This is a genomic window from Pseudomonas protegens (assembly GCF_003732485.1).
In the GTDB taxonomy this organism is placed as follows: domain Bacteria; phylum Pseudomonadota; class Gammaproteobacteria; order Pseudomonadales; family Pseudomonadaceae; genus Aquipseudomonas; species Aquipseudomonas protegens_B.
The window spans coordinates 83,700-94,021 of sequence record NZ_MOAK01000043.1; the positions used below are offsets into that span (position 1 = coordinate 83,700).

At 62.5% G+C, this 10,322-nt stretch carries 12 protein-coding genes; 7 read left to right on the top strand and 5 right to left on the bottom strand.

All coding sequences use genetic code 11. The features are described from left to right. Positions 1-697 (bottom strand): response regulator (locus BLX41_RS09820; protein ID WP_123724885.1); only part of this gene is annotated, 697 nt, incomplete at its 3' end. A 224-nt stretch (positions 698-921) separates the two neighbouring features. Here BLX41_RS09820 and BLX41_RS09825 point away from each other — a divergent pair. Continuing rightward, complete coding sequence (locus tag BLX41_RS09825; RefSeq protein ID WP_259744630.1) at positions 922-1,194, top strand: hypothetical protein; 273 nt, start codon at positions 922-924, stop codon at positions 1,192-1,194. Between the two features lie 164 nt (positions 1,195-1,358). Here BLX41_RS09825 and BLX41_RS34945 read toward each other — a convergent pair whose 3' ends face one another. Further along, positions 1,359-1,547 carry a hypothetical protein gene (locus BLX41_RS34945; RefSeq protein ID WP_259744632.1) on the bottom strand — a complete coding sequence of 63 codons (189 nt, stop codon included), beginning with the start codon at positions 1,545-1,547 and terminating at the stop codon, positions 1,359-1,361. 244 nt (positions 1,548-1,791) lie between these two features. On the opposite strand from BLX41_RS34945, the gene BLX41_RS09835 reads away from it, so the two are divergent. From BLX41_RS09835 to BLX41_RS09845, 3 genes are all read left to right on the top strand, one after another. Then, positions 1,792-3,720, top strand: a complete 1,929-nt coding sequence (locus BLX41_RS09835; RefSeq protein WP_123724724.1) for an alkaline phosphatase D family protein — start codon at positions 1,792-1,794, stop codon at positions 3,718-3,720. Positions 3,721-3,757: 37 nt separating this feature from the next. Continuing rightward, positions 3,758-4,225 (top strand): hypothetical protein, encoded by a 468-nt coding sequence (locus BLX41_RS09840; RefSeq protein ID WP_015636894.1) that lies wholly within the window; start codon positions 3,758-3,760, stop codon positions 4,223-4,225. Between the two features lie 75 nt (positions 4,226-4,300). Next, positions 4,301-4,663 carry a DUF7079 family protein gene (locus BLX41_RS09845; RefSeq protein ID WP_123724725.1) on the top strand — a complete coding sequence of 121 codons (363 nt, stop codon included), beginning with the start codon at positions 4,301-4,303 and terminating at the stop codon, positions 4,661-4,663. Positions 4,664-4,672: 9 nt separating this feature from the next. Here BLX41_RS09845 and BLX41_RS09850 read toward each other — a convergent pair whose 3' ends face one another. From BLX41_RS09850 to BLX41_RS09860, 3 genes are all read right to left on the bottom strand, one after another. Continuing rightward, positions 4,673-5,242: a hypothetical protein gene (locus tag BLX41_RS09850; RefSeq protein WP_123724726.1), complete on the bottom strand. Its 570-nt coding sequence runs from the start codon at positions 5,240-5,242 to the stop codon at positions 4,673-4,675. A 134-nt stretch (positions 5,243-5,376) separates the two neighbouring features. After that, positions 5,377-7,425 carry a c-type cytochrome gene (locus tag BLX41_RS09855; protein WP_123724727.1) on the bottom strand — a complete coding sequence of 683 codons (2,049 nt, stop codon included), beginning with the start codon at positions 7,423-7,425 and terminating at the stop codon, positions 5,377-5,379. Between the two features lie 214 nt (positions 7,426-7,639). Further along, positions 7,640-8,305: an ArsR/SmtB family transcription factor gene (locus tag BLX41_RS09860; protein ID WP_123724728.1), complete on the bottom strand. Its 666-nt coding sequence runs from the start codon at positions 8,303-8,305 to the stop codon at positions 7,640-7,642. Between the two features lie 107 nt (positions 8,306-8,412). Between BLX41_RS09860 and BLX41_RS09865 the strand changes: the two genes are divergently transcribed. The 3 genes from BLX41_RS09865 to BLX41_RS34950 all read left to right on the top strand — a co-directional run. Next, entirely contained in the window at positions 8,413-8,922 is a 510-nt protein-coding gene (locus BLX41_RS09865; RefSeq protein ID WP_123724729.1) for a DUF2938 domain-containing protein, read from the top strand. Between the two features lie 255 nt (positions 8,923-9,177). Further along, positions 9,178-9,759, top strand: coding sequence for a DedA family protein (locus BLX41_RS09870; RefSeq protein WP_123724730.1), 582 nt, complete (start codon positions 9,178-9,180; stop codon positions 9,757-9,759). A gap of 120 nt (positions 9,760-9,879) precedes the next feature. Continuing rightward, positions 9,880-10,322: aminotransferase class III-fold pyridoxal phosphate-dependent enzyme (locus tag BLX41_RS34950; RefSeq protein WP_404942759.1), on the top strand; the 443-nt coding region annotated here is incomplete at its 3' end.

Consider the following 10,322-nt stretch of genomic DNA (forward strand, 5'->3'; position numbering starts at 1 on the left):
CGCTGGGGGTGAACAGGTAACCGCCGTTGCGCACGGTACGAATCATCGCCGGACGCTTGGTGTCGAATTCCAGCTTGCGTCGCAGGCGGCTGACCTGCACATCGATGCTGCGATCGAAGGCGTCATGGGCCTGGCCCCGGGCCAGGTCCAGCAACTGCTCGCGAGTGAGGATGCGCTGCGGATGCTCGACAAACACCAGCAGCAAGTCGAACTCCCCCGCCGACAACGGAATCATCACCTGGTCCGGCGAGCGCAGTTCGCGGCGAGTCAGGTCCAGCTGCCAGTCGGCGAACTTGATCAACGGCCGCGGCACGTCCGCGCTCACCGGCCGGACCTCTCCGGCCCGGCGCAGCACCGCCCGCACCCGGGCCAGCAGCTCGCGGGCATCGAAGGGCTTGCTCAGGTAATCGTCGGCGCCCATCTCCAGGCCCACCACCCGATCGCTCAACTCGCCCATGGCGGTGAGCATGATCACCGGCGTGGCGTGCTGCTGGCGCAGGCGCTGACACAGGGCCAGGCCATTGTCGCCGGGGAGCATCAGGTCGAGGATGATCAGGTCCGGCACCTCTCGCTCCAGGGCTGCCCACAGCGACGCGCCATCGGTGGCCACGGCCACCTGATAGCCCTGTTGGACAAAAAATTTCTTCAGCAGCGCGAGGACTTCAATGTCGTCGTCCACGATCAAAAGACGGCTCACCAGCGGGCATCACTTAAGGTCGGAAAGAGCGGTTATCTAAAACCATTCGACGCGGCCCGTCATATATTTCAACGCAGTAACAAACCTTCACCCGCGCAATAAAGCAGACATCTTTGCGCAAGGTTCGCCTGCCAGCATCGGCTTCCCCCTGCTGGAGAACCCTGCCCATGCACCTGATCAAGCCCGCCTCGGCCCCAGCCCCTCTCGTCGCGAAGGAGCTGCCCATGTCCACTTCCGATCAACACGCCCTGATGCTGCTGCAACGCGTGACCAAGCTCGACAACGCCAGCCTGCATTGCCGCGAAGTCAGCCTGCGTATGTCCGAAGACCAGAATCACTTGATCCTGACCCGCTACAGCGAGCACTACAGCCCCGAGGGCATGGAGTGGGTGGAGCGCAAGCACCGGGTTTCGGTGACCGACCTGCTGCGTTGGGTGATAGAGCAGGGCCAGCCGCAGAGTATTGAGCGCGGAGAAGAACACAAGGCCTCGGCCTGAGATTCTGTAGGAGCGAGCAAGCTCGCTCCTACAGAATCTCGGGCGGGGAGCGACTCACCTCCGGGCTCCCCACCTCCAAGGCATCATCTCAACCCGCACGCTGTTCTTCCCCGGCAGCCGGCCAGCTTCCCAGACACAAGTCATCGACAACCGCCTTGCCCATCTCACTGAAGCAGTCCAAGCCTTGCGAAATAGCAAAAGTGTTCAATCAGCGTCGCTGCCGGCTGGTTGTTCTTGAAAATCACCAGATGCGTAACTGCTCCGCTGGTGATCTCCTTCAATTTCGCACTAAAGCCGCGAACCATAGCGCGGGCGGACACGGACTGTTCAGCCTTACCCAGAGGTCCACTCATGGGCGTGATCCTTCGTTTTGAAAGTCAGATGAACGGCACCTTCCACTCTTCTTGGTGCAATCAAGATCCAGCAGATATCTCGACAGCATTGAATACAGGCTTCTGAGAGGGTTGGCGACGCGGACCAACGCCAACAAATAATCGGATACAAAAGCCTCGACCCAGCCCCCACAGCCGACGTTTCTTCGACATCGGCTGCGCTACCATTGCGCGCCCTTTGCCACCATCAGAGACCTCGCTGCAGATGCCACTGACTACGCCCACCCCTGCCCTGCCCCCTGTTCTCGCCGGCCCGCTGCTGCGCCGCCTGGAGCCGACGCGGCTGGTGCTGTGGCTGGTGGGTTCAAGGGCGTTGCCGCTGACCCTGCGCCTGCAGCCCGCTGATGGCCCTGCCTTGGAACTGCCCCTCAATCAGCAGCAATGCCAGGTCATCCCTGTGGGCCGTCAGGCCTTTATCCATCTGATCGATGTGTCCCTGGACGCCGCCCTGCCCCAGGACGTGCCGATTGCCTATGACCTGTGGATAAACGACGCCGAGGACGGCGCCCGAGCCATTGCCGACTGGGCGCCGCACCTGCTGTATGGCGATGCCAAGACCCCGGAATTCGTGCTCCACAGCCGCATCGGCAACCTGCTCCACGGCTCCTGCCGCAAGCCCCATCACCCGTCCGCTGACGGCCTGCTGTGTGTCGACCGCCTGCTGGCGCAACAGCCCGAGCCTGCACAACGCCCCGCCTTGTTGATGATGAGCGGCGATCAGGTGTACGCCGACGATGTGGCCGGGCCCATGTTGCGAGCCGTTCACGCCCTGATCGAGCGCCTCGGGCTGTTCGATGAAGAATTGGACGGCGCCGTGGTGGACGACAGTCAGGCGTTGTACCGCCATGGCGCCAGCTACTACCGACGAGCCGAATTGCTCCCGGCCCTGAAAAGCAATGAAACCCTGCGCGAGCGATTCTTTGGCGGGGTGAAAAAACCGATCTTCACCAGCAGCAATGCCGATAACCACCTGGTGACGTTCGCCGAGGTGCTGGCCATGTACCTGCTGGTGTGGTCACCGCTGCCCTGGACCCTGATCGCGCCGCAGCCGCCGCAACTGACGCCGGAACAGCAAACGCGCTACACCCGGGAACAGCAGCGCATCGACGATTTTGTCCAGGGCTTGAAGGGGGCCGCGCGAGTCTTTGCCCACCTGTCGTGCCTGATGATCTTCGACGACCACGACATCACCGACGACTGGAACCTCAGCGCCCAGTGGGAAGAAACCGCCTACGGTCACCCCTTCTCCAAACGCATCATCGGCAACGCGCTGCTGGCTTACATGCTGTGCCAGGGCTGGGGCAACAACCCGGACGCCTTCGCCCAACTGCTGGAGCACACTCGCGCCTTGAGCGCCACGGCACAAACTCCGGAACGCATGCTGGAGTGTCAGGCCCAAAACGACCTGATCGACCAGTTGCTGGGCTTCCAGCAGTGGCAATACGTCTTGCCCAGCACCCCGGCCCTGGTGGTGCTGGACACCCGCACCCGGCGCTGGCGCAGCGAGTCCAACCTGGGTCAGCCCTCAGGCCTGCTGGACTGGGAAGCCCTGAGCGAACTGCAACATGAACTGCTGGATCATCCCTCGGCGATCATCGTTTCACCGGCACCGATCTTCGGCGTCAAGCTGATCGAAACGGTGCAGAAGGTCTTCAGCTGGTGCGGTTACCCGTTGCTGGTGGACGCGGAAAACTGGATGGCCCATCGCGGTTCCGCCCAGGTGATCCTGAACATCTTCCGCCACTCGCGAACCCCGGGCAGCTACGTGATTCTGTCGGGGGATGTGCATTATTCCTTCGTCTACGAAGTGCTGATCCGCCACCGCCAGGGCGGCCCGCGGATCTGGCAGATCACCAGCAGCGGCATCAAGAACGAATTCCCCGCCGCCCTGCTGGAATGGTTCGACCGCCTCAACCGCTGGCTCTACTCGCCGCGCTCGCCGTTGAACTGGTTCACCAAGCGCCGGCGCATGAAGGTGATGCCCCATGTGCCCGAGCATGCCGAAGCCGGGGAGCGGCTATGGAATTCGTCGGGGATCGGCCAGGTATTGTTCAATGAGCAGGGGCAGCCGGAAGCGATCTATCAGCACAATGCCAACGGCAAGGCACCGACACGGATGATTGCGCCGAGATAGAATCCGCTGTCGCCGGCCACCAGGAAGGACCTGCCCGATGGAAAAACAACCCTTGTATCGCAAGGTCAACACCCGAACCCGCGGCGTGGGGCACAAGAACTCACCGTCCTACGCCAAACAGCGCCACAGCAAGGCGCTCTTGGCCAGGGAACAGCAACGCGGCAGCATGCACTCCGACAAGCGTCTGGGGCTGGATTACACCCCACTGTTCCGTTTTCTGCTGAGCCGGGTAGGCCAGCCGTGGGATGGGGTATTCAGCGAAGCAAAAGGCCGGCTGGATCGGGAGGAACCGATTTTCTGGTTGGTGGCCCTGCATGAGCACGAACAACAGGATTACGTAGGGCTCAGTGGTTGCGCCTATTTCAGCGGTCTGTACGTCGATACCCAGGGCCTGCTGCAGAAGGTCAATCCCCAGCTGAGCGCCGCCACCATGAGCCCCAATTGCCCTTGCTGCACTCACACCTTGAACGGGGTTCCCTTCGGCCAACCCTATCGTCGCTGGTGAGCCCGTCGCAGCGCGTCTCATCCGGCGCGCAGATTGCCTCAGATCGATTGCCAAAGCCTCAGGAAGGAGCGCTCCGTGTCATCAGCAATCACTCCGGAACAACTGGCCGACATTCGCTATGCGCTGTCAGACGCCTTTATAGACAACGAAGTGGACTACCCCTACATCGCCCGCGAAACCCAGGCCTACGACCGGGCCGAGGTGGAGCGCATTCTCTACGAAGAGGTGGCGCCGGTGTGCTACATCAACCTGATGTCGGTGATCCCGGAAATCTGGATCGGCTTCGAGCGGGAATCCTTGCTGGAGGACATCGAGGATAGCCTGGATCGGCGGCGCTACAGCCGCTGGCAGGCCTTTCGCGACCGTTTGTTCATCCGCTGGATCCGCTTTCGCGGCGCCTACATCTGGGAGGAAATCTGCAAGCACTATGCCCCGTAGGTCATCGCCCTAACGCGCATCGGCGCTGCAGTAATCGGTAGGCCGCAGCGGCACCCGCTCCGCCAGCATCTCGCCCTGGTCGTCGATCTTGCGCAGCATGGCCGTGCACATCTTGTCCTGGAGAAACACCATCTGATAAGTCGCGCCGGCCTCGGGCACGAAGGTCACGCTTTGTTCGCAGACAAAGCGGTAGTCCTTATCCATCCCGGGTTCAGTGTTGTAGAACATGAAGGCGAACGGACGATTGGCCGGGATCTTCAGCTCGTTGGCGCCAAAGCCTTCCTGGCGGCGCATGCGGTCGGTAGCGGCCGTCATGGGAATGCCCAGGTTGCGGAAGTTGGGATTGGCAATGCCCCGATGGGGGCGAACCATCAGCCCCGACGCCGGTTTGCGCCAGTCGATGCAATCACTGTAGGGCACGCCCCGCACCAGCCCCTGGGCAACGATGCGGATCAGCGCGGTTTCACCGGCATCGGCCGGCACCCGGTAGCTCACGGTGGTGGCTTTGAGGGTGGAGACAAAGGTACAGCCGCCGAGCCCCAGGGACAGGCTCAGCAACAGGATCGAGGGGAGCCGCATGATTCATCCTTGAAGGACCGACAGCGAAGGCTGACGCAAAGGATGGCAATCTTACCTTGGCGCCAGGGAGCGTCGGCAGATTTTTCTGCGGGCCTGTAGCCGCAGCCAAAGGCGGCGACTACAGGGTCAAGCCTTCAGTAACGGGCGTCCGCCGGACGACCGCCGTTAGGCCAGTCCTTGACCTTGTCCGGGAAGTCCGGACGCGGTTGGTGGGAGAAGTACTCGGCCACGTCCAGGGCTTCCTGATCGGACAGGCCGCCCTGGCCCAGGGGGAATTTCTCGTGGAAGCCAATCGGCATGTTGCGTTTGACGAACGCCGCAGCGGTGTAGGTGCGGGCCATGCCAGCGCCGATGTTGAAGGATTGATCGCCCCACAGCGGCGGGAAGATCAGGCTGCCGTCGGCCCGTTTCAGGCCTTCGCCATCAGCCCCGTGACACACCGCGCATTGCTTGGCATAGACCTGCTTGCCATTGTCAGCGTTGGGCTTGAGGGCCGGGTCGATCTTGCCCACACCACGTCCGGCCACCTTGTCTTCGGCGCGGGTATTCATTTTCATCCACTCGAAGTAGGCCACCATGGCTTGCATGTCGGCGCCGTTCACCGGCAGCGGCTTGCCGTGCATGGAGCGGCGGAAGCAGCCGTTGATGCGCTCTTGCAAGGTGATGGTCTTGCCCGCCCGCGGCGCGTAGCCGGGGAAGAACGCCGAGACGCCGACAAAGGGTGAACCGTCGGCCACGGTGCCGGCGTTGAGGTGGCAACTGGTGCAGTTCAGCGAGTTGCCGACGTTGTCCGGCAGGAGGGCCTTGGTTTCCAGGTGCAGGCGCATGCCACGCACCACTTGCTCGGCATTCGGCGCGGCCAGCAGGTTGGCCAGGCGCGGGGTTTCGAACAATGTGTTTTCCACCTGCGGGCTCAGTTGCGCGCGCATCTTTTTCACTTGCTCGGCGCTGATGGCCGAGCCGTTGTTACCCCAGCTGCTGCGGACAAAACTGAGGATCTCGGCAATCTCGCCATCCGCCAGCTGGGCAAACCCGGGCATGGTGTAGACCCGTGGATGCGCCGCGGTCTGCGCGGTCTGCCAGCCGGTCAGGGTGATGTGCAGCAAGGAGGTCGGGTTGGCCGAAGCGACGCTGGGGTTGCCCGCCAGGGACGGGAACATCTGCGGCACGCCGGCGCCGTCCTGGCGGTGGCAGTCGGAACAGAATTGCGCGTAGCCCAGGCCGCCACGGGAGGTGAACAGGTTGTTCGGCGGGGCTGCCGGGGTCAGGGCCACCGAAGGCATGGGCAGGTCATCCTTGCCGGCCGGCAGGGACTTGAGGTAGGCGGCGATGGCGGTCAAGTCGGCGTCGGTGAAGTGCTGGGTGCTGTGGTGGATCACGTCGGCCATGTTGCCGGATACCGTGGCGAAGCGGTTCTGCCCGGTCTTGAGCAGTTGCACCGTATCTTCCACGGTCCACAGGTTGCGCAGGCTCAGGGCCCGCCACTCTTCCACCGTCTCGCCGGCCAGGTAGTGCCGGCCGCCGGACTCGGTGTCGCTCATGGCCTTCTCCTGGAAGGCAATACCCCGTGGGGTGTGGCAGGAGCCACAGTGGCCCAGGCCCTGGACCAGGTAGGCACCGCGATTGAGCTGCTCGTCCTTGGCCGGATCAGCCTTGAAGGGTTGCTTGTCGACGAACGCCAGGTTCCAGAACCACAGGCCCCAGCGCTGGTTGAAGGGGAAGCCCATGTCGGCTTCCAGGTTGCCCTGGGCCACCGGTTCCACGCCATGCATCAGGTAGGCGTAGAGGGCGCGCATGTCCTCTTCGGTCATCTTGGCGTAGGACGGATAGGGCATGGCCGGGTAAAGATGGCTGCCGTCGGGGGTTACGCCTTCGCGCATGGCGCGGTCGAATTCTTCGAAGCTGTAGCGGCCGATGCCGGTGCTTTTGTCCGGAGTGATGTTGCTGGAGTAGATGGTGCCCATGGGCGTCTTCAGCTCCAGGCCCCCGGCCATGGTGGCCCCGCCCTTGGCGGTGTGGCAGGCGATGCAGTCACCCAGCTGGGCCACGTACAGGCCACGCTGGATCAGCTCGGAGTCGGGTGTGTTAACCGCCGTTGCCGGGGTCGGCTCACTGGCTTGCAGAGGGAGTACGCAGAGCAACGCAGCGCCTAGCAGGCACAGGCGCGACAGAGAAAAAGCCATCAGGTTATTCCTTTAAAATCCGCCTGGGGTGGTCCCCTCGGCCGACATCCACAAAGGTTTTTATTGGTTATCCCGGCCTTCACGGTGCAGGCCGGGGGCTCGATACCTTGTGAGTCCGAGCCTGATGCCCTTGTAGCGGATTTTTCTGAAATACCCGTTGATATGGATCATGGCCCTGTAGGCAATGTCCTGTATGCCCAGCACTGCGACGCTTTTACTCGGTGATTTCCACTCCCAGCCCCGCCGATTGCCAGTCGCTGAACCCCTCATCAAGGCGTCGCACCTTGAAACCCCTGGCCCGCAGCAAGGCCGCGGCATTCTGTGACAGCACACAGTACGGGCCACGGCAGTAGGCCACCAGTTCCTGATCGGCGGGCAGTTCGGCCAGACGCTGTTCCAGGTCGTCCACGGGAATGTTGATGGCCCCGGGTAAATGCCCTTGAGCGAACTCTTCCGGGGAGCGCACGTCCAGCAGGGTCATGCCGCCTTCCTGCAAACGCTGACGCAACTCTTCCCGGGAAATGCCCTCCAGTCGCGCCGGTTGCTGCTCGCTGTCGACCAACAGTTGGCGAATCAGTCCATGGTTGTACTCCACATACTCGCGCAAGGCGCCCAGCAGGCTCACCAGCGGCCCGGGGCTCAGGCTGTAGAGCACGCGCTTGCCATCACGCCGGGTCTGCACGAAACCGCCCCGCCGCAGCTGCTGCAGGTGTTGCGAGGTGTTGGCTACCGAAAGCCCCGAGGCGTCCACCAGGCGCTCCACCGGCTGCTCGCCGCGAGCGATGTGCTCCAGCAGGATCAGGCGATGATGGTGGCCGAGAACACGCGCCAGCTCAGCCATATCGGCCAAAGGCTGCTGAGGGGAAATCGAATCGGTCATTGACAGTTCCTGCCGCTTTATTGATCATTCAATCACTTAATTGAATGAAATCCTAACATATCAAGGCACAGCCTGAACCCCAGCGCATCGTGCTTCAAGGAGTCTTTATGCATGAAGTCATGGCGGTGATTCTGCCGGCGTTGTTGATCGGTATCGGCGCGACCCTGATCCTCGACCTGTGGACGTTGTTTCTAGCCAGGGTATTGAATATTCCTGGGCCGAACTGGGCCATGGTCGGACGCTGGATCGGCCACTTTCCTCAAGGGCAATTTGTGCACCAGAGCATTGCCCAGGCCACTGCCATCTCGGGAGAGCGGACCTTGGGCTGGCTGGCCCATTACCTGATCGGCGTGCTCTTCGCCGCGCTGCTGCTATTGATCTGCGGCCTTGAGTGGGCACGGCAACCGACCCTGGCACCCGCGCTGATCATGGGTGTGGCGACGGTGGCCGCCCCCTTCTTCCTGATGCAGCCGGGCATGGGCGCAGGCATCGCGGCGAGCAAGATGCCCAAACCGAATGTGGCTCGTCTGCGCAGCCTGATTGCGCATTCGGTGTTCGGGCTGGGGCTGTATGGCGCAGGGATGTTCTGGGTGTGGGTTCAGGCGTTGACCGCGTGATCGGCCATTCACCCCGCGTCCACTAGACTCAGTCCTCAACCCGTCACTCGGGAACAGATTCCCCCGCAGTTTGGCGCTGATCAATGTCAGCCCCAAAGGAAGTTCTTCTCCGCAATGGCAGATTTGTCTGCCCCCTGTATCAGCTCCATCAAGGTGATGGAGCTGATGCGCTAACGCCCCTCAGAAAAAAGGCACTCAACGCCAAGATCACGACTCGAAGTCATGGCGGACCTCACACATTGAACAGGGATCTCCATGCTCGAACACCTCGACCTCAACGCGCTGATCGCCGCCTACGGCTATTGGGTGATCTTCATCGGTTGCCTGCTGGAAGGCGAAACCGTGTTGATCCTCGGCGGCATGGCGGCGCACCAGGGCAGCCTGCAATGGCCGCAAGTGATCGGCTGGGCCACCCTCGGCGGCATCCTCGGCGATCAGTTGCTGTTCTGGACCGGCCGCTATTGCGGGGCGCGCCTGCTGCCCAGGCTCAAGCGTCATCAGGCGGCCATCGAACGGGTCCAGGGACTGATCCAGCGCTACCCCTCGACCTCGGTATTCGCCGTGCGCTTTCTCTATGGCATGCGCCTGGTCGGCCCCATGGTGATTGGCGCCAGCGGCCTGGCCCCCTGGCGTTTCGCCCTGCTCAACGTGCTGGGCGCGGCAGTCTGGGCCTCGCTGTTCGTCGGCGCCGGTTACTGGGCCGGTGAAGCCCTGCAGCATGTCCTCGGGGACCTGAAACCCTATCGCCTGCCAATCTTCGTTGCCGTGGTGGCACTGGTCGCCGTTGCCGCACTGATCCGTCACCTGCACAAACGGCGCAAGATCCGGGATCGTTGACACTGCGCTTTCGGCACATCGGGAATTTTCATACTGACCCGACGACTTTATTTCGTTTGTCCCGCCCCCTTGAGGTTGGCTTAGATAAGGGCTCGTTTCCGGCACCCAGAGCCCACACCCATGAGCCACGAGAACATCAGCCGTTCGCTTTCAACCGTCCACCCGATCCGCCTCAGCCACGGCCGCAATGCCGAAGTCTGGGACAGCGATGGCAAGCGCTACATCGACTTCGTCGGCGGTATCGGCGTGCTCAACCTGGGTCACTGTCATCCGCGGATCGTGGCGGCCATCCAGCAGCAGGCCACCCAGCTCACCCACTACGCCTTCAACGCCGCGCACCACCTGCCCTACATCGAACTCATGACGCGGCTGGCAGCTTTTATCCCGGTGAGTTATCCGGTCAGTGGCATGCTCACCAACAGCGGTGCCGAAGCCGCGGAAAATGCCTTGAAGATCGTCCGCGGCGCCACTGGCCGCAGTGCGGTGATCGCTTTCGACGGTGGTTTTCATGGCCGCACCCTGGCCACCCTCAATCTCAACGGCAAGGTGGCGCCCTACAAGCA

Excerpts from the sequence above, each read along its gene's own strand:
- BLX41_RS09825 (WP_259744630.1), top strand. The coding sequence starts at position 922 with ATGTCCACTTCCGATCAACACGCCCTGATGCTGCTGCAACGCGTGACC.
- BLX41_RS34945 (WP_259744632.1), bottom strand. The coding sequence starts at position 1,547 with ATGAGTGGACCTCTGGGTAAGGCTGAACAGTCCGTGTCCGCCCGCGCT.
- BLX41_RS09835 (WP_123724724.1), top strand. The coding sequence starts at position 1,792 with ATGCCACTGACTACGCCCACCCCTGCCCTGCCCCCTGTTCTCGCCGGC.
- BLX41_RS09840 (WP_015636894.1), top strand. The coding sequence starts at position 3,758 with ATGGAAAAACAACCCTTGTATCGCAAGGTCAACACCCGAACCCGCGGC.
- BLX41_RS09850 (WP_123724726.1), bottom strand. The coding sequence starts at position 5,242 with ATGCGGCTCCCCTCGATCCTGTTGCTGAGCCTGTCCCTGGGGCTCGGC.
- BLX41_RS09855 (WP_123724727.1), bottom strand. The coding sequence starts at position 7,425 with ATGGCTTTTTCTCTGTCGCGCCTGTGCCTGCTAGGCGCTGCGTTGCTC.
- BLX41_RS09860 (WP_123724728.1), bottom strand. The coding sequence starts at position 8,305 with ATGACCGATTCGATTTCCCCTCAGCAGCCTTTGGCCGATATGGCTGAG.
- BLX41_RS09865 (WP_123724729.1), top strand. The coding sequence starts at position 8,413 with ATGCATGAAGTCATGGCGGTGATTCTGCCGGCGTTGTTGATCGGTATC.
- BLX41_RS09870 (WP_123724730.1), top strand. The coding sequence starts at position 9,178 with ATGCTCGAACACCTCGACCTCAACGCGCTGATCGCCGCCTACGGCTAT.